Raw genomic sequence first — 24,184 nt, forward strand, 5'->3', positions numbered from 1 at the left:
CCACATTTTTCGAATCATTATCTTACGCCAAACCAAATGCACAACCAGTCTGAATTGAAAATGAAAACATACAAAACAAAAAACCAAAGCAAAAATGTTTTTGCTTTGGTTTAATTATCTATTTTTGACCTATAATCTGTATCGCATTTTTAGGACCAGACATTTATATATTCAAAATAGGCCTTCAAAACATCGGCACTATTTTTACCATACGTATTCACTTCCAATATTTTAGGTTGTGCATCCGGTTTAAAGAAATTATCTAACACACGGTCAAGCGTTGCTTCATCTTCCACTCTTGTGTAAGAGAATCCGAAATGCTTGGCAAGGTGCTCAGCATTTTTACGGTGCTTCGTTGCAATAAATTCGTCTAAAGTATTTGGGTTAGCATTTCCAGGTCCCGGAATGATTTTAAAAATATTCCCTTCTCCATTATTGAAAATCATAATTCTTACAAATGGCGGAATATATTGATTCCAAAGACCATTAATATCGTAGAAGAAACTTAAGTCTCCGGTAATTAACAATGTCGGATTCGCATTTTTAATAGCAAAGCCCATTGCTGTAGATGTAGAACCATCAATACCGCTTGTTCCTCGGTTACAGTATATTTTTCTTTTTCCAAAATCAAATAACTGCGCATATCGTATTGCCGAACTGTTAGTGACATGAATATTATAATTCTCAGGAACCGTTTGCGAAACTCTATTAAAGAAATAGAAATCAGAATACTCTACGGTATTTAAAAAACCTACATGTTTAGCATCTTTTTTATCACGTAAAACATCCCAGAGATTAAAATAAGGTTTTGGCTCTAGATTAATAAATTTCAACAATTTAGAAAAAAACAATTCTGGCTTTATTTCTATCTTCTCCGTTAAAGAAAAATAAGTATCAGGCTGCCAAACTTCATCCAAATGCCAATGCTGTTTTGGTCTTGCACTTCTTAAAAACTGTTTTACTTTTTTGGAAACTACATTTTGCCCAATGGTTATTAATAAATCAGGAGCATAGGTTTTATAGTCTTCCTCCGTAAAATTAAAGATATAACGATCAATATGTCTAAAAAATTTATCGTGATGTAAGTTAGAATTCGCTTCACTCAAAACCACAACAGAATGATTTTTAACCAATTGAGAAAGTTGATTTTCCAATTCAGGGCTGTAATCTTTTGTTCCCACCAAAAGAAGTATTCTTTGTGAAGTATTCCAGTCTGCAATTAAATTAGATGGAATTTCATATTCCTTGTGCTTAATTGTTTTTTCAACCGTAGGAAAAGTGGGTAGCTCGGACACCAATTCATACAATGGTTCCTCTAACGGGATATTAATATGAACCGGACCTTGTTTTTCAAAACAAAGCTCAATTGCTTTTTTAATAATATCAAAATTAATTTCCTCGGCGTTTTCCTTACTGTCTTCTAAGAGCTGGAAATCACCATAAGAATGCTGATGAAAAATATCTTTCTGCCTAATTGTCTGTCCATCAAAAATATCTACAAAATCTGTTGGTCTGTCAGCACTTAATATCAAAAGTGGAACATTCTGATAAAATGCTTCCGTAACGGCAGGATAATAATTTGCTACAGCCGAACCACTTGTACAGGTAATTGCAACTGGCTTTTTCTCACTTTTTGCCATTCCTATCCCAACAAAAGCCGCACTTCTTTCATCCACAATACTGAAACAGTTAAAACTATCCACTTCTGAAAAATGAATTGCTAACGGAGCATTTCTAGACCCCGGTGAAATAACAATATCTAAAATTCCGTACTGCTGAAGAAGATGCGCAAGTATTTGGATACTTCTCTTAGAAGAATATTTTTTCATAAGTACAAATTTAACTTATAAATCCTTAATTCTAAAAAAATTTAATTCAAAAAAGATGTAATTTTGCACCACGTTAAATTTCTAAAAATGGATAAAATACCTAGTGTAGACCTGCGTGATTTCCTTTCGGGTGAACCGGAACGCAAACAGAAATTTGTAAATGAAATCGGAAAAGCTTACGAAGAGATTGGTTTTGTGGCCTTAAAAGGACACTTTCTTAATGACCAATTGGTAGAAGACCTGTACGGAGAAGTGAAAAACTTTTTTGAACTTCCCACAGAGACTAAACAACAGTATGAAATTCCAGGAATTGGTGGCCAAAGAGGCTATGTAGGATTCGGTAAAGAAACTGCAAAAGGATTCAAAAAAGGAGACTTAAAAGAATTTTGGCATTTCGGACAATATGTGTCTGATGATTCAAAATACAAAAAAGAATATCCTGACAATGTAATCGTTGATGAACTTCCAAAATTCAATGAAGTAGGTAAAGAAACTTACCAAATGCTTGAAAAAACAGGAAAATCTGTTTTGCAGGCGTTGGCATTGTATCTTGATCTTGATGAGTTCTATTTTGACGACAAAATCGCAGAAGGAAACTCTATTTTAAGACCAATTCACTATCCACCAATCACTCAGGAGCCTGATGATGCGGTAAGAGCAGCTGCTCACGGAGACATCAACCTGATTACTCTTTTGATGGGATCTCAAGGAAAAGGACTTCAGGTTCAAAACCATAACGGTGAATGGATTGATGCTATTGCTGAGCCAGATGAGTTGGTAATCAACGTTGGAGATATGTTATCAAGACATACCAACAACAAATTGAAATCTACGATTCACAGAGTGGTAAATCCACCAAGAGAATCATGGGGAACTTCAAGATATTCTATTCCTTTCTTTATGCATCCGGTAAGCGGAATGTCATTAAACGCTCTTGAAAACTGTGTTAACGAAGACAATCCTAAGTTATATGAAGATACAACGGCAGGAGAGTTTTTACACGAAAGATTGATTGAATTAGGGTTAATAAAAAAATAACCCCAAAACCTAATTTGGTATATAATTTTTTAATTATATTTACTTTACTATCAAAATTTTAATTAAAACAATATGAAAAATTTAAAGAAATTAAGTAAAGGCCAATTAAAAGGTATTTCAGGAGCAGAAGGAATTAAACTTCCAGAACCTGAATTTTGTAATTATTACTGCAGCGGAGTTGTAATTTGTGCAGCTTGCAGCAATGATTTCAAATGCCCAGACAATTCAATGTAATTGAAATTCAAAAACATGTATAAGAAAACCGTTCCTTTTTGGAGCGGTTTTTTGTTTTCCTCTGTAATGATTAAACTAAAATATAATAAGCTTTAATTCAATTTTAAAACAAAATTCTAAATAAACTCCACGACAATAATCTTTTTTAGAAAAGCTTTACTTAAAAATAATTCAAAAAAGATTGACATATTATTATTTTAAGTATCTTTATTTTACCATCAAACTAAAAATCATATGAAAAATCTAAAGAAACTAAGTAAAGACAAATTAAAAAGCATTTCAGGAGGAGAAAGTTATCCTTTCCCTGGAGAATGTTTTTATATGTGCAATGGGGTTTTGTATCGTGAATTGTGTCGACGAGAATTTATCTGCCCTGAAATTGAGCTACTATAGAATTAGCTAACGCTTATATAAAATGCCGTTCTTTTAAGGAGCGGTATTTTATTTTTTGTCATAAATAAACACAAAAATTCGTGTAATCTGCGGGACAAAAAAAATCAATCAAACAACCTCAATTGCTGATCTTTAGCTCCTGTAAAATTAGCCGTCGATAATTTAGGAAACTCTTTACCTTCAAAAAATTTCTTTCTTCCTATTTTAAAAGTGTTATGAATCATTTCCGCAATATTCCCTTGTCCATTCTGTCTTTCAAAATATCTTTTATCTCCTAAGTTTCCCCCTCGTGTTGAGCGAATTAAGTTTAATACTTTCTGAGCTCTGTCCGGAAAATGAGTTTCAATCCATTTTACGAAAACGGGCTCTACACTATCATTCAACCTTACTAAATTATACCCAAAACTTTGAGCGCCAGCATCTGAAATTGCTTTTAAAATACGTAAAGGTTCATCACTATTCAGCCCCGGAATCATTGGTGCAACCATTACATGCACGGGAACTTTATTCTCAGAAAGAACTTCTATCGCCTTTAACTTATTCTTGGAAGAGCTGGTTCGTGGCTCCATTTTCCTTCTCAGCTCTTCATTAATTGTTGGAATACTTAAAGAAACGGAAACTAAATTCTGCTCAGCAAGCGGTTTCAGAATATCCAAATCTCTCAAAACTAAAGCATTTTTTGTCAAAATATTAACAGGGTGTCTGTAATCAAGACAAACTTGCAGCAATTTTCTGGTGATTTCAAATTGGCGTTCTGCAGGCTGGTAGCAATCCGTATTTCCAGAAAGCAAAATTGGTGCAGGTTTATATCCTCTTTTTTGGAAAAATTTTTCTAATAATTCTGGTGCGTTTTTTTTCACCATGATTTTTCTTTCAAAATCAATTCCCGCACTATAACCCCAAAATTCATGAGTAGGTCTTGCAAAGCAATAGGAACATCCATGCTCACATCCTTGGTAAGGATTCATTGAATATTCCATTGGCAAATCTTCACTCTTCACCTGGTTCACAATCGTTTTCGGAAAAATTTCAGTGAAAGAAGTCTTTACAGATTCAAAATCTTCATCATCTGGCTCATAGGTAAACCTGTCGAAACGATTGATAACATTTCGCTGAGCGCCTTGACCTTTTATACTATGTTCGTTCTGCATTTTCTGATGTAAAAATAGAATGGATTATGTAAAAACTAATGAAATTTAACACTAAAGTTTTCCACAAAAATATCCAACACTAAATAAGCATTGGATATTAAAAAAAACTGATTAAATATATGTTTTTACTACTTCAGTGCATAAAATTCTATTCCATGATACTCATCATCTTGATTTTTACCATCAAAGTGTCTGTGATAATCTGAATAAGAATCACTGTATTTTTTATTTTTTTTACCTAATATTTTTTTAATGCCTATAAAACTTAATACTGCCAGTAGCCCAACACTTCCTGCCAGTATAACTCCGACTTCTTTTTTCATATTTTGCCCGATTTATTAATTGGGATATTGCAAAAAGTGTACCCATTTTATTTATTTTAATTATAAATTTTGTTAACATTAAACTTAATTTTCAAGAAAAATATAATTCATCAAAAAACCAATGATTTAGTGCTAATGGTTTAATTCTTGTAGTAAATCAATAAAATATTATTATGGATAGCTCAGAATATATGGATCGTATGACAACTCTAAGCCAGGTAATGAAAACCCTATCTGAGCGAGGCATACACCGAGAATTCAGAATGAATGAAAAGTGTGAAATGAAGCTAGATAACTCAGAAAAAAACTATGCACCCGCTGACCTAACGATCTTAAAAACCTATCGTTTTGAAGGTGATAGCAATCCGGATGACAATGCCGTGCTGTACGTTTTAAAAGATAATGCCGGGAACCGTGGAATGATTATAGACTCTTATGGAGCCGACAGTAATTATCCCGGAGAAGACTTCGATAAATTTTTAAGAGACATTCCCGTTCACGAAAGCGAAGAATTTAATTTTTAAAATCAAACATAATTGGCTTGGCAATTAATTGGTAAGCAATTATTCAATAAGAACAATTTTAACATATTTTTAAAGATAAACCCGAAATTATTCAGTTTCGGGTTTATCTTTTTTCTTGAATATATTCTTTAGAAAGCCTTTCTTTTCTTTAGGATCTTGTTCAGGTTTTTTAGAATTTGACTTTATATTTTGTTTCAATTCTTTTACTGATTTCTTCATTTCCTTAACGGAAGAAACTGCCTTTTTTACTTTTTTCTCTGTTTTATCAACATTAATTCCAATCAAAGTTTTCTTCAAACCTTGCTCAATCCCTTTCCAGAACAAATTAAAGAAAGATTTTGTAGGATCTCTTTCTACATTTTCTACAGCAACATCTTCAGGAAGACTTCCAGAGCTGGATTTCACCACCAAATTGGCAATTGCAGTTAGAATACCTTTTTTCTGCTGATTATCTTTATTTAAAACAGCAATCTTTAAATCTTTATGCTTTAAATTAAAAGTTCCGCTTAAACCTTTTGGATTCCCCTTAAAATTAAAAAGCATTTCATGAATTGTTCCCGACGTGGCCATCACATGAAGATAGGGTTTGATAAAAGGATTAATTCCATTCGCAGGAAGGTTTGCAGCACGGCCTGAAATGGTAAATACATCATTTGGATTGGCAACATCAAAGCCCCAGTTTACAGACAAAGGAGCAAGATTCATAAATGAACAGTTGATCTTAATATCAACCTTTGTTGGCTTTCCTTTCATTTTGGCAGAATTAAGGTTTTTGACATTCATATTAAAATTACCGAATATCAATTTCCCCGGCCCTGTACTTTCCGGCGTATCTTCTTCATATACTAAAACGGAGTTCTTCAGATCTAAATTAGAGACATACATCGGAATTTTAATAGACCGTAACAATTTAGAATACAATGGTTTTTCTTTTAAATCATCATTAGGAATTTTACTCCTGAAAATATTGGCATCGGCAGATTGAATTACCACATTTGATGCATTAATACTTTTATTCTGTGAAAAAAGATCCCAATTTCCTTCTGCTGTAATTTGCTTTGCTTTAAGATCATACAAATCTCTTTCTACAGGAATCATTTTAATAAACTGAGCTCTAGAAACAAGTGGTTTCATCGCGAAATTACTGATCTGAACTTTATTTTTATTAAGCTTTAAAAGTCCAACGCTCATCATATAGAACTGCGTTTTGTAAGCAAAATTTTTGGTGGTTAAAAAATAATCTTTGGCATTAAAAGTGTGTCCTAAATTATTAGGCTTAGACTTTACTTCTATATCATTAATTGTTGCATTCAGATCGTTAAAAACCAGAGGCTGATTTCCCTTATCGTAGGTGATATTAGAATTTTTAAGAGAAACTTTTCGAATTAAAATAGAGTTTATCTTATTTTCTTTCGGCGTTTTGTTTGCTTTAATTTCACCTTCTTTGATGATGCCATTTACATGATCTACTAAAACGTCTTTAATATCAAGATTTAACTTTTTATCGATAAATTGTAAGGCATTGATATTAAAAGCAGCAACATTTGCTTTAAAAGTCATTGATCTTCTTCCCGGATCTAAGGTGTTTGGAGTAACAGAAATATCTCTTAATTCTCCACTCTTAGGATTCAGCGCAATACTTCCCACACTAAAATTCTGATGATTGGAGTACAAAATATCTTTTCCTGAAAACTGAAAGCTTTTATATCCCACAGGAATTACTTCCTCTCTTGTTTCTTTATCAAATTTTAGTTGATCAACATTAAGCGTAAGATTCTTAGCCCATAAAAGTTTATTTCCATCAGCCTTCAGAACCTGAACAGTTGCATTTATTATTTTAATCATACCTAAGTTGACTTCATAATTCAAAGGCTTTTCAGATTTCTTAGCAACAGCATTCGTATTATAAACTGTTAGATTAGGATTTTCAAAATTGGCATTGGTTAAAGAGATTTTATTCTTCGCCAGAACGATATCTTTAAAAGCCATTTTCCGAATCGAAAATTCAAATAATTTTGGCTTCTTTGGATAAAATCTCGTAAACTGGTTAAAGCTCAATAAAGGAATAACCCGAAAATTATCTACAGACATTTGCCCATTAACCGTCGTTATCTGGCTTATTGTTAAGGCATATACATTATCTGGCCGAAAAAAAAAGTTCTTTCCTTTAACATCATATTTATCAAAAGTAAAGGGTAATTGATCTCCTACAGACTCTTCTGTCATCTGTAGATTTTCAACGTACACATCGAGTTTTTGAACCGATAAAAACTTCTGTTTTGTATGTTTAAAAATATTGAAGCTTCCTCTATTAATCCTAATACTTTCAAAAGCCAAAGCATTTCTTTTTTTAGTTGTTTTAAGATTTGCCGGCTTAGGAAGGATTATATTCAAATTCGGGCCAGACAATACAATATCAGAGGTGCTTATCTGTTTATTAAAAATAGCATCGTAAATTCCAAAACGATTGATCTTTAAAGTATCAATCGTTCCTTGCAACCCCAAAACATTGATATTTTGAGGATTTTTGCTATTCACAGAAATTCCGATAGCAACAATATTTCCCGTTCCCAAATCGACATCGAATACTTTATAGGAAACTTTATAATCTGTATTATTTTTGATATAATCAGGAAGTTGGGTTTTAAGCCAAAAATTTAAGCCAAAGTTTCCCAGCAAAAAAATCACTGTCAAAACTCCGAGACTAATTAGTAACTTCTTAACCCATTTGTTCATATTTACATATTTTGGTATTCTGTGTTATTTTTATATTCCTTTTGAGAAATCTCTTTTATTATTTTCCCTTTTAAAGTTATTTCAAAAAATTTATTTCCTTTTTTGGAATAAAATATTTTACCATTACTATCTCTATATCCAAAAGATTTATCCGGTTTAATTTCATCAAATACAAAAGGACAAATTTCTTTATTATTTATATCTAAAATTCCTGATTTCCCTTTATGGCTAGCAAAAATTATATTTTGTCTCAACATAAATTTATCATAAATAGGAGGAATAATTATTTTAAAAGTTTCAAATTCCACAAGTCCGTATTGCCCATTTTTCATAATAAAATGTCTTTCTTCAGGACCATACTCTACCCAATTTGTTATCTCATCATATTCCAGAGGAAGAAGTATTTTATTATTTACATCTATTACGCCAAATTTTTTGTTTTTTGAGACAATTATCTTTTTAACATTATAATAAATAGGCTGAATTGTTTCATATCCATCAAGAACTACTCTATTCTTTAAATTGATTATCTTTTTTTCATCCGCAATAAACAAAATTTGATCCCCGGATCCATCAAAACTATATAAACTGTTATAGATGAAAGGTATTTTTAAATGTCCACTTTCATCAATAAGACCATATTTTCTATTCTTTATGGCTATTAATAATTTTTCATTTTCAATCTTCGTAAGTTCATCATACTCAAAAGGAATTAAAGTTTTTCCCTGCCAATCAATAATACCGACCTTTCCCTTTAAGTTTTTATAAGTAAGGGTAGGGTCTGAATTTGAAAAATCATTAAAAACTGGCTCGTATGATTCCCCAATCTTTTTTAAATCCCTATTCAAGATAGAATAAATTTCACCTTTTCTTACATTATAATATTCTGAAAAGGCATGATTTGTATCAAAATATCCAATATGATCATACTCTAATGGAACCTTAAAAGTTCCATCCGTTTTTATAATCCCATATTTCCCGTTTCTCTTTACAATGGCATTTTTGAAAGTATCGAAAACGCTTGCAGAATCAAATTTGTTATTTGGAAATGCTGCTCGAGCTTTAGCGTTTATAAATTCATACTTCCCATCAATCTCAACTAAAGCTGCCCCATTTTCGAAATATGTAGATTGATCTCTTGTAAAAATGTCTTTTGAAAAATCCGAAATATCAGTTCTCTTGACATTATCATAAATAAAATCCGAAAGTTGTCTTCCTAAATTATCAAAAATTGCCCATTTATTATTTTTTTTAACAATTACATTTTGATCCTTCATTTGCTGATTAACTTCAGGATAGATGATAGCAATAACTTCTTTCCCAAATTTGTCAATAAAGCCCCACACCCCATTTCTTTTAACCGCACATAACCCACTTGGTCTAAAATAATCAACTTCATCATATTTGGGAGAAATAACAAGTTTTCCACTTTCATCAATAAACCCCCATTTATCATTTTTTTTAGCAGAAGCAAGCCCTTCGGAGAAAATATTCACAGCATCAAAATCTCCTTCTAATTTAAGATTCCTTTTTGTTATAAAAAATTCTTTTCCTTTATTTTTCGCATATGCAAGACCATTCTCAAATGGATTAAGAAAGTCATATTCAAAAGGAATCATTACTAAGCTGTCTTTATTAATAAATCCCCATTTATTGGGATTATTCAATTTTATTCTTATCCATCCTGTTTCATTATCTACTTCTTTATGAGAAATATTTTTCACTGAAAAGTCTAATTTATCCTGAGATTTTGATTGACAAGAAATTAAAACAACAAAAAAGAGAATGATAATATTCTTCATATTTAAGAAACCGTAAGTTCAACAACATATCCTTCATGTCCTCTTACATTGATAAAATCTCCTCCTTCAAAACTTAAATACTGTCCTTTAATCCCAACTAATTTTCCTGTAAATTCAGGCTTTTTGTCTAAAGTGAATGAATTTACTTTTTCTGGCTTTTCATACGGATAATCGAATTTACACACATTTTCCCCTTCACTATAGAACTTTTGGAAGTCTTCAGGAAAATATTGCTTTATTTTTTGTTGAAAATCTACAAGATCCATTTCTCCTTCAAAATCATCCTGCAGCATTTTTCTCCAATTTGTTTTATCTGATAAATGTTCTTTCAGCGCAACTTCTATCATTCCAGCCTCATATCGGTTTTCTGTTCTGGCAATTGGTAATGCGAAAGTTGCTCCCTGATCAATCCATCGCGTAGGAATTTGTGAGCTTCTTGTAACCCCCACTTTCACATCTCCTGTATAAGCCAAATACACGGTGTGCGGCTGAAGTTGGATTTGTTTTTCCACTTCCAGATCTCGCTCTGCAACCCCAAGATGTGCGGTAGAAAGTTCCGGACGGATAATCGTATCACTTGCATAGGGACTTTCAAAAAAGCAGCTCTTGCAAAATCCCATTCTATAAATAGGCTTATTCTTCCCACAATTCACACATTGAAAGCCCTTATGCTTTATCGTCATTTCTTTTCCTAACAATTCATTCATGTGAATAAGATCACCCGAAAGGTTTAGATAGTACTGAATTGGCTGAGCATCATAACTCGTCATCTTTAAAATTTGCCCTTGAAACTGCATATTAATTTTATATTACTTTTTTAAGTAAATTTAATGATTATATTTTTCACAAAGGAATTTTATATTTTTGCACAGATAAAAAACACGAATGAAATATCTTGTAACAGGAGGAAGCGGATTTATTGGTTCTCACTTAGTAGAGCTATTATTGAAAGAAGGACATTCTGTCATAAACATTGACAACTTTGATAATTTCTACGATTATCGGATAAAAATTAAAAATACATTAGAATCTATAGCAGATTTTTCTGATTTTACTTTTTCTGACAAAGAGACCGACATTAAGAAATTAACCTCCCTTTCAACATCAAATAATTACACCTTATATTATCAGGACATCAGAGATAAAAAAGGGCTTGAAGACCTATTTAAAACCCATGAAATTGATGTAATCATTCATCTGGCCGCCCTTGCCGGAGTTCGCCCTTCCATTGAAAGACCTTTGGAATACGAAGAAGTGAATGTTCGTGGAACGATGAATCTTTGGGAACTGTGTAAAGAATTCAAAATTACCAAATTTGTTTGCGCCTCTTCATCAAGCGTTTATGGAAACAACGAAAAAATTCCTTTTGCTGAAACAGACAATGTAGACAATCCTATTTCACCATATGCCGCTACTAAAAAATGTGGGGAAATTTTAGGACATGTTTATCATCAATTATATAATATCGACATGATCCAACTAAGGTTTTTCACTGTTTACGGGCCTAGACAAAGACCTGATCTTGCGATACATAAATTCACAAAATTAATTTCTGAAGATCAGGAAATCCCTTTCTACGGGGATGGAAGTACGGCAAGAGATTACACTTACGTTGATGACATTATTGATGGTATTACAAAATCTATCCGCTATCTGGAAAATCATTCAAAAGTATATGAGATCATCAACCTTGGAGAAAGCCAGGTTATTAATCTTAACGAAATGCTTTCTACCATTGAGCAAGCTTTAGGAAAAACTGCCATCAAAAAAATTCTGCCAATGCAGCCCGGAGATGTGCAGAAAACCAATGCTGACATAGGAAAAGCGAAGATTTTAATTGATTATAAACCAACCACAGACTTCCAAAATGGCATAAAAAAATTTGTGGAATGGTTTTTGAGAAAATGACATCGAACAAGTTGCTGACACAGCTGTAACACGGTCTGTGAGGTGCAAGGAGTAAAAAATTAATAAAAAGAATTGAAAATCAGGTATAAAAAAGCTTATAATATAGCCTATTTTTATACTTTTGCAAAAAAAATAGAATATTATGTACTGGACATTAGAATTAGCCTCATATTTAAGTGACGCACCTTGGCCAATGACAAAGGCTGAGCTTATTGATTATGCAATTAGAACTGGTGCACCCATGGAGGTAACAGAAAACCTTCAGGCTATTGAAGACGAAGGTGAAATGTATGAAGCCATTGATGAGATCTGGCCAGACTATCCTACGGACGAAGATTATCTTTGGAACGAAGACGAATATTAAATAAAGCAATAAGCTTTAAGCTTATTCCCCTTTTTATAATATCAATTTTTGCGCAGTAAGCGTATTTAGTAAAACGCTTAAAGTATATTGCTTTAAGCATAAAGTAAAAAATTTATGAGTTTTTTAAACAAAGTTCTTAAAGGGTTTTTGGGAGACAAGAAAGCGCAGGACCTAAAGGAAGTAAAAAAAGTTGTAACAAAAATCAAAGCTGTTGAACCCAATATTCAGCAATTGTCTGATGATGGCTTAAGAGAGAAAACTGCTGAATTTAAAAATAAAATAAAATCAGCAACAAGTACCATCACAGCGCAGATAGAACAGATTAAAGAGCAGATAAAAAATTCGGCTAATGTTGATGAAAAAGAAGCTCTTTTCTCACAAATAGAGTCTCTTAAGAAAGATTCATACGAAATCGAGGAGAAAGTTCTTAGCCAAGTTCTTCCTGAAGCTTTTGCACTAGTAAAAGAAACAGCAAGAAGATGGGCACAAAACGGAGAAATTCGTGTAACTGCCACTCAATTGGACAGAGAACTTGCTGCAACTAAAGATTTCGTTGAAATCCAGGGAGACACTGCCGTTTGGAAAAACTCATGGGATGCAGCCGGAACTCCTGTAGTTTGGGATATGGTCCACTACGATGTTCAGTTTATTGGAGGGGTTATTCTTCACAGCGGTAAAATTGCCGAAATGGCAACGGGTGAAGGTAAAACTCTAGTAGGAACATTACCTATTTACTTAAATGCACTTCCTGAAAGAGGGGTTCACGTGGTAACCGTGAATGACTATCTTGCAAAAAGAGACTCCGCTTGGATGGGCCCATTGTATCAGTTCCACGGAATGAGAATCGATTGTATCGATAATCACCAGCCGAACTCAGATGGAAGAAGAAAAGCATACAATTCAGATATTACGTATGGAACAAATAACGAATTCGGGTTCGATTATTTGAGAGATAACATGGTAACTTCACCTTCAGAATTGGTACAAAGAGAATTAAACTTTGCTATCGTGGATGAGGTTGACTCTGTTTTGGTAGATGACGCGAGAACTCCATTGATTATTTCTGGTCCGGTTCCTCAGGGGGACAGACAGGAATTTGATGTTCTTAAACCTTCTATCGACAGAATTGTTGAAGTTCAAAAGAAAACCGTTTCTGCAATTTTTAATGAAGCTAAAAAATTAATCGCTGCAGGAAACACTAAAGAAGGAGGATTCAAATTACTTCAGGCTTACAGAGGTTTGCCTAAAAACAGACAACTCATCAAGTTCTTATCTGAAAGCGGAAACAGAGCATTACTTCAAAAAGTAGAAGCTCAGTATATGCAGGATAACAACCGTGATATGCCGATCGTTGATAAAGATCTTTATTTCGTAATCGAGGAGAAAAACAATCAGGTTGACCTTACAGACAAAGGTGTTGAATACATGTCTCAAGGAAACTCTGATCAAAACTTCTTCGTTCTTCCGGATATCGGAACTGAGATTGCGGAAGTTGAGGCTAAAAATTTATCTAAAGAAGAAGAATTCGAAGCTAAAGAAAGACTTTTCTCTGATTTTGCAGAAAAATCTGAGCGTGTTCACACGATGAGTCAGTTATTGAAAGCATACACATTATTCGAAAAAGATGATGAGTATGTGGTAATTGATGGTGAAGTAAAAATCGTTGACGAGCAGACAGGTCGTATCATGGAAGGACGTCGTTATTCAGACGGTCTACACCAGGCGATTGAAGCTAAAGAAAACGTAAAAATTGAAGCGGCAACGCAAACTTTTGCAACAGTAACGCTTCAAAACTACTTCCGTATGTACAACAAACTTACGGGGATGACGGGTACTGCAGAAACTGAAGCAGGCGAACTTTGGGAGATCTACAAATTAGATGTTGTGGTAATTCCTACCAACCGTCCTATTTTAAGAGATGACAAACAAGATTTAGTTTTCAAAACTAACAGAGAAAAATATAACGCAGTAATTGAAGAAATTGAAAAATTAACAGCAGCAAGAAGACCTGTATTGGTTGGTACAACGTCTGTTGAAATTTCTCAGTTGCTTTCAAAAGCGTTACAATTAAGAAAAATCCCACACCAGGTATTGAACGCGAAACTTCACAAGAAGGAAGCGGAGATTGTTGCTGGTGCAGGACAGCCGGGAGTTGTAACTATTGCAACCAACATGGCAGGTCGTGGTACGGATATTAAACTTTCTAAAGAAGTAAAAGAAGCTGGAGGTTTAGCAATTATTGGTACAGAAAGACACGATTCAAGACGTGTTGACAGACAGTTAAGAGGTAGAGCGGGACGTCAGGGAGATCCGGGAAGTTCTCAGTTCTATGTATCTCTTGAAGATAACTTAATGCGCTTGTTCGGTTCTGAAAGAATCGCTAAAATGATGGACAGAATGGGTCATAAAGATGGTGAAGTTATTCAGCATTCAATGATCAGTAAATCTATCGAAAGAGCACAGAAAAAAGTAGAAGAAAATAACTTCGGAACAAGAAAGAGGCTTCTTGAGTATGATGACGTAATGAACAAACAACGTGACGTTATCTATAAGAGAAGAAAGAATGCTTTATTCGGAGATCACTTGAAATACGATATCACTAACATGATTTTCGATGTTTCTAACTCTATTGTTACAAAAGGAAAAGCAAACGGAAGTTATAAAGATTTTGAATTTGAAGTAATCAAACATTTCACAATGGCTTCTCCTGTTTCTGAAAGTGATTTTAGCAATAAGCAAATTCCGGAATTAACGGATATTTTATTCAAAGCTGCTCAGGAAGATTATAGCATGAAGCTGAACTTATTGAAAGAAAAATCATTCCCTATTATTGAGAATGTATATCAAAATCAAGGTTCAATGTTTAAAATGATTCAGGTTCCTTTCACAGATGGTCATAAAACAATGACGATTGTAGCTGATCTTAAAGAAGCTTACGATACGAAATGTGAAAGTTTAATCAATGATTTTGAAAAGAATATCACTTTATCAATCATCGATGAAAACTGGAAGCTTCACCTTCGTGAGATGGATGATCTTAGAAGATCTTCTCAGGGAGCTGTTTACGAGCAGAAAGATCCACTTGTTATTTACAAACAAGAATCTTTCCACTTATTCAGCGAAATGATGGATAAATTAAACAAAGAAATTATTTCATTCTTATATAAAGGAGAAATTCCTGCATAAGAAATAAATTAATTATAGAATAGAAACCGCTCCAGCACTGCATGGAGCGGTTTTTTGTATTTAATGGATAATAATTGTATGATAAATATCAATACTGAAACTTATTTAGAATAATTAAAAACAATATATTTGCAGAAAATTTGGATTTCATGAAAAATGTACTGATCTGCGCCTCGCTGTTAGGTTCCGTCCTGACTTTAGCTCAAGAAAAGGATTCTACTAACACAAAACGCATTGATGAAGTGATTATAAATACTTACATCAAAAAAGACAGTGACTATTCAAATAAGATGACCTTAAAGGCTATTGAAAACCCGCAGGTTTATTCTAGCATAGATAAAGTAATCTTAGAAAACCAAGGGATTTATACGGTTGATGAAGCATTTAGAAACATTCCGGGTTTGCAAACTATGTGGACAGCCAATGGAAGAGCCGGTGACGGTGGTGCTTATGTAAACTTAAGAGGATTTGTTTCTTCAAACTCTTTGAGAAATGGGGTGTTAGGATCTGTAACCGGAGCTATAGACGCCATTAATCTAGAAAAAGTAGAAGTTCTTAAAGGTCCATCAGGAACATTATTCGGAAGTTTATTAACAAGTTATGGAGGAGTAATCAACCGAGTTACCAAAAAACCTTTTGAAACTTTTGGAGGAAATATCAATTTATCAGGTGGTAGCTACGATACATACAGAGCCGCTGTAGATGTTAATACTCCCCTTACGCAAGATAAAAAATTATTATTCAGGCTAAATTCGGCTTATACTAACGAAGGAACATTTCAAACAGAAGGTTTCAAAAGAAATTTAGCAATTGCTCCAAGCCTTACTTATAATCCTACAGATCGTTTAAATATCAACTTTGAGATGGAATTATTCCAGATGAAAAGCATGAGCGATCAAACCTTTTTCTTTTACTCAGGAAAATATTTACAGAAAGTCAACAATATTAAAGATCTGAATCTCGATTATAAAAACTCTTACTTAGGAAAAGATTTAACCAATACAGGAAGAAGCATCAATTTTTTCGGACAGGTTAATTATAAAATATCAAACAATATTAAGTCTTCTACAAACATCAGTACTTCTTCCAGTTATTCTAACGGATTTATGCCTTATTTATTCTTTACAGGCGATGATGCTACCAGCATGTACAGAAGTGACCAATCAACCAGAGACAGTAGAAAAAAAGCAATTAATTTCCAACAAAATTTCAATGGAGATTTCCGTATCGGAAACTTAAGAAACCGTGTTGTTTTAGGATTCGATTATTTAAGAGTAAATAATGATCAGAATTTTTATGACATCAATGGTTTTGACAGAAATGCTGCCGGAGAACCAATACCGGTACCTTTACACCAACCAGGTTTTAATTATACCAATTTTAACGGTACCGCATTGCAGGCAAAATATGATGCTGTAGCAGGAAACGAAACTCCATACCTCATCAACGGAACTCAGGAAAATTATGCGGTGTACCTTTCCAACGTTTTAAGCATCACCAATAACTTAAATGTTTTAATGGCATTGCGTGTTGATAATTTCAATAACAAGCCAGGAGTTCCGGCAACTCCAGAAGCTGAGGAGCGCAAAAGTTTTAATCAGACCTTCTTTTCTCCAAAACTTGGAATCGTTTATGAAGTCGTTAAAGATAAATTTTCAGTCTTCGGAAACTATCAAAACAGCTTTAAAAATCTAGATTATTATACTGACGCTGCAAAAGTTACAAGAACACCAACTCCAGAACAGGCTAACCAGATGGAAGGAGGGATTAAAACCAGTCTTTTCAATGGGAAAATTTCTTCTACGTTAAGTTATTATAATATCAAGGTAAAAGATGTTTTAAGAAATATGCCAAGTCCCGGCAATGCTAATGCACAAGTACAAGATGGTACCATTGTAAGCAAAGGAGTTGAGCTTGAAGTAAATGCTTATTTGGTAAAAGGCTTCACGGCAATTGTTGGTTTCAGTTATAATGATTCAAAATACACCCAAGCAGATGCGTCTGTAGAAAACAGAAGACCTAATACTTCAGGAGCTCCTTATTTGGCTAATCTATATGCAAGTTATCAGTTTTTAGATGGAAATTTAAAAGGCTTAGGATTCGGAATTGGTGGAAACTACGCCAGTGAAAATAAAATTGTAAATAATCTAGATACGACTACAAATACAAATAATGTCTTCACATTACCTTCTTATATCGTATTGAATGCCAATGCTTATTATGACACCAAGAAATTCAGAATTGGGATCAAGGCAGACAATTTTACCAACGAACATTACTGGATTGGTTATACCACAGCAAATCCACAAAAGCTGATGAATATAATCGGAAGTGTTACTTATAAATTCTAATCAAATAATTACAGGACAGCTGTCTTACAAAAATAAACAATGAAGAAATTAACAATAGGAGCTGCTTTATTAGCAACAATGATGACCTTTGCACAGGAAAGAGATTCTATCAAATCTAATGATATTGAAGAAGTTGTTGTAAAAGGAAAATATTACAATAAATATGTAGAAAAAGAAGGTTCTTCTTCTATGCGTTTAGATGAAGCTTTAATAAAAATTCCACAAAATATTTCAATCATTACAGGCAGAGCATTAGAAGATCAACAGGTAACAACTTTGAGTGATGGTGTTCTTAGAAACGTAGCCGGAGCACAAAGACTAGAGCACTGGGGAGACATGTATACAAGAGTAAACATGAGAGGTTCTAGAGCTGCTGCATTTATGAACGGAGTAAACGTTACATCAAACTGGGGACCTTTAAGTGAAGATATGTCTTTTGTAGATCATATTGAGTTCATCAAAGGGCCGTCAGGATTCTTAATGTCCAACGGAGAACCAAGTGGTATTTACAATATTGTAACTAAAAAGCCAACCGGACAAGCCCTAAATGGAACAGCAAGAGTAACTCTTGGAAGCTTCAATATGTACAGAGGAGAAGCCGACATTGATACTAAAATTACCGATAAAGTAGCTTTCAGATTGAATTTAATGGCTCAGAACAAAAACAGTTTTAGAGATTATGAATTCAATGACAGATATATTATCAACCCTTCATTGAAAGTAAAGCTTTCTGACAAAACAACTTTAACAGCAGAATATATCTATCAAAAGGCAAAAATGTCTGAAGTAGGTTCTGCTTATGTTTTTAGTTTTGATGGATATGCAACAAAACCTGTAGGATATACAGCTACAGATCCAGGTGTTGATCCTACAAAAGTAGATAACAATACTGTAAACATTAATTTACAACATAAATTCAACGAAAACTGGAAACTAACTTCTCAACTAACGTATGTGAATGAATATACGATGGGAAGTAATCTTTGGCCAAGTAGCTTCGAAGGAAACTATATGATTCGTCGTCTTGGATATTGGGAAGCTGATAACACCATGAAATTCGGACAGGTTTTCTTAAACGGTTTTGTAAAAACAGGTTCTGTTTCTCACAAAATCCTAGCAGGGCTTGATTTAGGAAGCAAGAAATATATGGCGGATTGGTCTCAGGGTTACAATTTAGATAAGTTTAATGCTAATGGAGATTACAAAGCAGCAACACCAACAGATCCTGGTAACACAGTTGCAGATCATAGCTATTGGTATAATTTAAATACAAATAACTACGATAACAATGGTACTGGTCTTTATTACGGGCCAAACAATACCAACGCTTACAAACCTTTCGATAAGTCAAAACCTCTTTCTGTAAGAGCGGGAGCAGGAAGTACAATTGAACAGAACTATACCGGGTTATATTTACAAGATGAGTTAGGCTTTTTTGATGACAAATTAAGACTTACTCTTGCGGCCCGTTACACAACCGTAAAAGAAAATAATTATGCTACTAAATCTGAAGCTAATAAAATAACTCCGCGTATCGGTATTAGCTACTCTATAGATGAAAGTATGTCAGTTTATGGTTTATATGATCAGGCATTTGTACCACAAGCTGCTATATTCAGAGATGGAAGTGCAGTGAAACCAATAACAGGGAATAACATGGAATTGGGTGTAAAGAAAGATTGGTTTGGAGGAAAATGGAATACCACGTTATCTGCATATAACATCATCAAAAACAATTCTACGGTAAACGATCCTTCTAACAGCCCACTTGAGCAATTCTCAATTTTACTTGGAAAAACAAGAGTGCAAGGAGTTGAATTTGATTTGAAAGGAGAAATTACAAAAGGGTTTAATGCAATCTTCAACTATGCATTTACAGAAAATAAGATTATAGAATCTAACGATCCTGCAAATAACCCGAAAGGAAAAAGAGTTCCGGGATATGCTAAACACACAGCAAATGCTTGGTTGAATTATACATTTACTGACGGATTATTAGAAGGATTCGGATTAAGCTTCGGAGGAACTTATCTTGGCGATAGAAGTAGCTGGGATTGGGGAGGAACCAATACTCAACAAATGAATGATTATGTGAAATTTGATGCAGGTGCCTCTTGGGAAAATTCTAAATTCAGAGTAGGTCTAAATGTATTTAATGTGTTCAACAGATACTTATATTCTGGTTCACCTTATGCAAATTACTACTACTATCAAGCAGAAGCTCCAAGAAACTTTAGAGTATCAATAGGATATAAATTTTAAATAAATAAAAGTTAGCCCTTCAAAGGGTTAACTTTTTTGATATGAAGAAAAAGCATCACCATAAAAAGAAGGTTTCTTCAACGAAAAAATGGTCTGCCAAACTGCATTTGTGGTTTGGTTTATCCGTTGGTCTTATCGTTTTTATTGTTTCATTATCGGGAACTTTATATGTTTTTAAAGATGAGGTTCAGAACAGTTTACGCAAGGAAGCAATTTATGTAAACAAAGAAAACGTAGGTAGCAAACCCCTATCTATCGAGGTTCTTCGTGAGAAAGTAAGTTTAGAACTTAATGAAAAGTTTCCGCTGAGTTCTGTTGAGATTCCTTTAGACAAAGCAAAATCCTACAAGTTTCTGTATTACGAAAAAAATAAAAAAGGATGGAACTATTTTGATGAAGTTCTCATCAATAAATTGGTGTATGTAAACCAATACACAGGAGAAATTCTTTCTGTTTATAATGAAAAGTATGACTTCTTTACCCTTTTAAAATACATCCATTGGGGGCTTCTTCTGAACTCCGACTGGGGAAAATATGTGGTAGGAATTCCGGTTGTGTTATTCATCATCATGCTCATCACAGGAATTGTTCTTTGGTGGCCACAGAATAAGAAGATGAGAAAAGGACGTTTTTCTTTCGATTGGAAAAATGTAAAAACCTGGAAACGCAAAAACTACGATCTTCATAATATCTTAGGATTTTATGCTTCATTTATTGCCTTATTAATGAGTGTTACAGGAATTTACTTTGCCTATCCTTGGGTGAAAAACACATTCAACGTTGCCTTATCAGGTTCAACCGAGCTGCCTAAGGAAAAGGAAATAAAATCTCCGGATTCGCTGTTAGTAAAAAACAATGCAATTTTTGATCTTACCGCAGGCGAAACAAGAAAACTATATGCAACCTCATCAAGTTTTAGAATTCCATTAAACGGAAAAACTAAAAAAGGGAAAGAATTAAAAAACATTCCCATCTCAGTGTATGGGCAAGATGGAAGATTTAGTGAGCGTAATCAATTGGTTTTTGATAAATACTCTGGGAAATTATTAGCCAATAAACCTCATCAAAAATTAAACAACGCCGAGAAATACGCCAACGCCAACTATGACATTCACACAGGATCATACTTTGGACTGTTCGGGAAAATTATTTGGTTTATCACAGGACTCATTTGCACATCATTACCTGTTACAGGGTTTTTAGTATGGCTAGGAAAACAAAAGAAAAAGGGAATTAAGAACGTACAATGAAAAAATTAACTCTATCTGTAGCTTGTTTAGCTACTATTTCAGCATTTGGACAGGTAAAAGACAGCATCAACACAAGAGATGTAGATGAGGTTGTGCTAACAGCATCCAGAAAAAGAGAAAATATTAAAGAAATACCAAGTTCTATAACCGTTGTTGGCGAGAAGCAGGTGCAGTCGCAATTAACGGTAAACTCAGATATTACAAGCATTTTACAATATACCGTTCCGAGTTTGGCAACAAGTTCCGGGCAAACTTCTAATACAGGACAAACCCTTCGTGGACGCCAGGTTTTAGTTTTAATTGATGGTATCCCACAATCTACTCCACTACGAAACGGAGCAAGAGATTTAAGATCTATCGACCCTTCAGTTATCGAAAGAATTGAGGTGATTAAAGGTGCTTCTTCCATCTACGGAAATGGTGCAGATGGAGGTATTATCAATTATATCACAAGAAGAAGCAAATCCGACAAGAAGATCTCGGGAATTTCACAAGTTGGAATTACCGGTCAGCCATATGGTGGTACTTTAGGCTATAGAGCAAGTCAGCTTTTATCCGGAAAGATCAGTAAGTTTGATTATGTGGTTTCAATGGCTTATGAAAAAACAGGTTATATGAAGGACGCAGATGGCGTAAATCTGAGTCCGACCTACAGCACAGCCAAAATGAATAACTATAACGGAATGTTGAAATTAGGCTACGCTATTAATGATAATCAAAGAGTTGAAGCATCTTATATAGGTTATGCAGCCAAATCCGATTTAAATTTAGCCTTAAAAACAGGTAAATATGGCGTTACTCCAACAATTGGAGAAGGAGAAGGAAAAAACCTGGAAACCACTCCGCAAGGAACTCCAAGAAACCACAATTTCAAGGTAAGTTATGATAACAAAAACCTGTGGAAAGGAACTTCATTAAACGTAAACCTTTACTTACAGGATTTCAGAACTGTTTATGGATACAGCGATACTTTCCTGAATGGTGGACAATCGAATGTCATTTCAAAAAAATCAGGCGCAAGAGCCAATTTTGACACTCAGCTTTGGAGTGGTAAAAATTCTCAGGCTGAAATGATTTACGGATTGGATGTTTTGAATGATCAAACCGTTCAAAAACTGGAAGACGGCCGTTACTGGACGCCGGATATGAACATGACCAACATCGCTCCTTTCCTTTTGGTTAAAGTTGATTTAATGAAAAAATTAACGATAAAAGGAGGTTTGCGATATGAAAACATTGCCGTAAAAGTTGGAGATTTCAACACGCTTTCAACGATTAAAAGTGACGGAACATTCACCAAAAGTATTTTTGTAACAGGTGGAGATTTAAAATACAATGCCTTAGTCGGAAATATCGGAGTTCGTTATAACATCAATCCGATGATTAATCTTTTTGGAAGCTTTTCTCAGGCCTACTCTATCAACGAGTTAGGAAGAATTTTAAGAAACTCAACAGAAGGAACGATTCAAAACCTTGAAACAAAACCTATCATTGTCAACAACTATGAATTGGGGACAACAGGGCAAATCTCAAAATGGATCAACTACGAGATCACTTCTTATGTAAGTACATCCAAATTGGGAGCAACCTTTGTTCAAAGTCCGGACAGAGCTTTAATGATTCAAAGATCACCGGAAGTGGTTTATGGTGTGGAAGGGTTTTTACATTTCACTCCCACAAAATGGATCAACTTCGGAGGAAGCTACAGCTGGATGGAAGGGATTACTTCTGTAAAAGATGACGGAGATTATTCAACCAAAATCAACAACAGCAGAATTTCTGCACCGAAAGTCTTAGCTTATGTTCAAGTGAGACCAATTCAAGCTTTATCTGTGGGTCTTGATATGTTACATGCTTTTGGACAAAACAGATTCGAGCCCAATGCCAAAGGAGTGTATGCTTATGGAGAGGGAAAAGTACCGGATTATACTGTTTTCAACCTAAGATCAAGCTATGAAGTTAACCAAAATTGGAAAGTTTCTTTAGGGATCGAAAACCTTTTCAACAAGACCTATCAACCTGCAATTGCATGGTGGGCAGCAAGAGATGCCGACTTTACCAACTCGCTAGGATTAAGAGGAACCTTTATGGTGGAATATAAATTTTAATTGAAGCTTTTTCCCGCTTTCCACTATATCTTTTTCGCCCACGCTTTTTTTAAGCCATTTCAGAAAAAGGATGTCGTTGCAAAACGAGGAACAAATTTCGACGACTCCATTAAAAAAAATAAAATACAGGAGTCAATCGGGGCTAGGGTATTTGTCTGGTTATCATTTTTTCATCGCAAAATCAACCCTCAGTTTGTCATCCCGTAGGGATCTAAACTCGAATCTTTCCACTCTATTGTAAACCTAACAGGTTTTAAAAACCTGTTAGGTTTGTTATAACACCCAGAAAAATAATGTTTCAACATCTCATTTTTACGCCTCTTAACTCCACAACAAACGCAATACTTATCACAAGCTAATCCGGCTGATTTTTAGTTTTAAAAATTTAGTCTAAATAATTTGCATATTAACATAGAACATCGAGACTAAAGAGCAATCATTGATCTAAACATTTGAAAATATCCATTCAGTTTGTCATCCCGTAGGGATCCAAGCATAGTATTAGAAAATTGTATGGAAAGATTCGCGTCTAGATCCCTACGGGATGACAAACTAGATGAAAATAATTTGAAGAAAAAATAAACAACACTCAAATAAAACTAAAGGCATTTCACTTAAATACAATAAAACTTTGCGTCAAAAAACAGCTAAATTATTTAATAAAAAAAGAATAATATTTTCCATTCTAATCCCGTTAATTATAAATATTCTAAATAAAAATTAAA

17 protein-coding genes are annotated in these 24,184 nt (G+C 34.0%); 11 read left to right on the top strand and 6 right to left on the bottom strand.

The genetic code is table 11. The annotated features are described in order from the left end of the window. Positions 1–149 precede the first annotated feature (149 nt). The gene (gene menD, locus BUB80_RS10635; RefSeq protein ID WP_073292913.1) at positions 150–1,829 is read right to left on the bottom strand and encodes a 2-succinyl-5-enolpyruvyl-6-hydroxy-3-cyclohexene-1-carboxylic-acid synthase; all 1,680 of its coding nucleotides are present in this window, start codon (positions 1,827–1,829) and stop codon (positions 150–152) included. 87 nt (positions 1,830–1,916) lie between these two features. Between menD and BUB80_RS10640 the strand changes: the two genes are divergently transcribed. The 3 genes from BUB80_RS10640 (at position 1,917) to BUB80_RS24120 (ending at position 3,494) form a co-directional block, all read left to right on the top strand. Next, positions 1,917–2,867: an isopenicillin N synthase family dioxygenase gene (locus BUB80_RS10640; protein WP_073292914.1), complete on the top strand. Its 951-nt coding sequence runs from the start codon at positions 1,917–1,919 to the stop codon at positions 2,865–2,867. Positions 2,868–2,939: 72 nt separating this feature from the next. Beyond that, complete coding sequence (locus tag BUB80_RS23630; protein WP_175549599.1) at positions 2,940–3,101, top strand: bacteriocin-like protein; 162 nt, start codon at positions 2,940–2,942, stop codon at positions 3,099–3,101. A 234-nt stretch (positions 3,102–3,335) separates the two neighbouring features. Beyond that, on the top strand, positions 3,336–3,494 hold the full coding sequence (locus BUB80_RS24120; RefSeq protein WP_139262657.1) for a bacteriocin-like protein: 159 nt from the start codon (positions 3,336–3,338) through the stop codon (positions 3,492–3,494). Between the two features lie 104 nt (positions 3,495–3,598). Here the strand turns inward: BUB80_RS24120 and BUB80_RS10645 are convergent, their stop codons facing one another. Further along, a complete protein-coding gene (locus BUB80_RS10645; protein ID WP_073292915.1) occupies positions 3,599–4,645 on the bottom strand; it encodes a PA0069 family radical SAM protein in 1,047 nt (348 codons plus the stop codon). A gap of 128 nt (positions 4,646–4,773) precedes the next feature. Further along, positions 4,774–4,968, bottom strand: coding sequence for a hypothetical protein (locus tag BUB80_RS10650; protein WP_073292916.1), 195 nt, complete (start codon positions 4,966–4,968; stop codon positions 4,774–4,776). A gap of 173 nt (positions 4,969–5,141) precedes the next feature. On the opposite strand from BUB80_RS10650, the gene BUB80_RS10655 reads away from it, so the two are divergent. Beyond that, the gene (locus tag BUB80_RS10655; RefSeq protein ID WP_073292917.1) at positions 5,142–5,492 is read left to right on the top strand and encodes a hypothetical protein; all 351 of its coding nucleotides are present in this window, start codon (positions 5,142–5,144) and stop codon (positions 5,490–5,492) included. 87 nt (positions 5,493–5,579) lie between these two features. Here BUB80_RS10655 and BUB80_RS10660 read toward each other — a convergent pair whose 3' ends face one another. Genes BUB80_RS10660 through BUB80_RS10670 form a run of 3 tightly spaced genes read right to left on the bottom strand, consistent with a single transcriptional unit; the run spans position 5,580 to position 10,827 of the window. After that, entirely contained in the window at positions 5,580–8,228 is a 2,649-nt protein-coding gene (locus tag BUB80_RS10660; protein WP_073292918.1) for a hypothetical protein, read from the bottom strand. 2 nt (positions 8,229–8,230) lie between these two features. Further along, the gene (locus BUB80_RS10665) at positions 8,231–10,030 is read right to left on the bottom strand and encodes a WG repeat-containing protein (protein WP_073292919.1); all 1,800 of its coding nucleotides are present in this window, start codon (positions 10,028–10,030) and stop codon (positions 8,231–8,233) included. Positions 10,031–10,032: 2 nt separating this feature from the next. Continuing rightward, complete coding sequence (locus BUB80_RS10670) at positions 10,033–10,827, bottom strand: DUF2797 domain-containing protein (RefSeq protein WP_073292920.1); 795 nt, start codon at positions 10,825–10,827, stop codon at positions 10,033–10,035. Between the two features lie 88 nt (positions 10,828–10,915). Between BUB80_RS10670 and BUB80_RS10675 the strand changes: the two genes are divergently transcribed. From BUB80_RS10675 to BUB80_RS10705, 7 genes are all read left to right on the top strand, one after another. Next, on the top strand, positions 10,916–11,938 hold the full coding sequence (locus BUB80_RS10675; RefSeq protein WP_073292921.1) for a GDP-mannose 4,6-dehydratase: 1,023 nt from the start codon (positions 10,916–10,918) through the stop codon (positions 11,936–11,938). A gap of 142 nt (positions 11,939–12,080) precedes the next feature. Continuing rightward, complete coding sequence (locus BUB80_RS10680; RefSeq protein ID WP_034756280.1) at positions 12,081–12,302, top strand: DUF2795 domain-containing protein; 222 nt, start codon at positions 12,081–12,083, stop codon at positions 12,300–12,302. Between the two features lie 114 nt (positions 12,303–12,416). Continuing rightward, on the top strand, positions 12,417–15,488 hold the full coding sequence (gene secA / locus BUB80_RS10685; protein ID WP_073292922.1) for a preprotein translocase subunit SecA: 3,072 nt from the start codon (positions 12,417–12,419) through the stop codon (positions 15,486–15,488). 149 nt (positions 15,489–15,637) lie between these two features. Next, positions 15,638–17,839: a TonB-dependent siderophore receptor gene (locus BUB80_RS10690; protein ID WP_073292923.1), complete on the top strand. Its 2,202-nt coding sequence runs from the start codon at positions 15,638–15,640 to the stop codon at positions 17,837–17,839. 39 nt (positions 17,840–17,878) lie between these two features. Beyond that, positions 17,879–20,101, top strand: coding sequence for a TonB-dependent siderophore receptor (locus BUB80_RS10695; RefSeq protein ID WP_073292924.1), 2,223 nt, complete (start codon positions 17,879–17,881; stop codon positions 20,099–20,101). A 41-nt stretch (positions 20,102–20,142) separates the two neighbouring features. Then, complete coding sequence (locus tag BUB80_RS10700) at positions 20,143–21,351, top strand: PepSY-associated TM helix domain-containing protein (protein ID WP_073292925.1); 1,209 nt, start codon at positions 20,143–20,145, stop codon at positions 21,349–21,351. Then, positions 21,348–23,459 carry a TonB-dependent receptor gene (locus tag BUB80_RS10705; RefSeq protein ID WP_073292926.1) on the top strand — a complete coding sequence of 704 codons (2,112 nt, stop codon included), beginning with the start codon at positions 21,348–21,350 and terminating at the stop codon, positions 23,457–23,459. The genes BUB80_RS10700 and BUB80_RS10705 overlap by 4 nt, the downstream gene beginning before the upstream one ends. Positions 23,460–24,184 lie beyond the last annotated feature (725 nt).

The organism is Chryseobacterium polytrichastri, from assembly GCF_900142445.1.
GTDB classification, from domain to species: Bacteria; Bacteroidota; Bacteroidia; order Flavobacteriales; family Weeksellaceae; genus Chryseobacterium; species Chryseobacterium polytrichastri.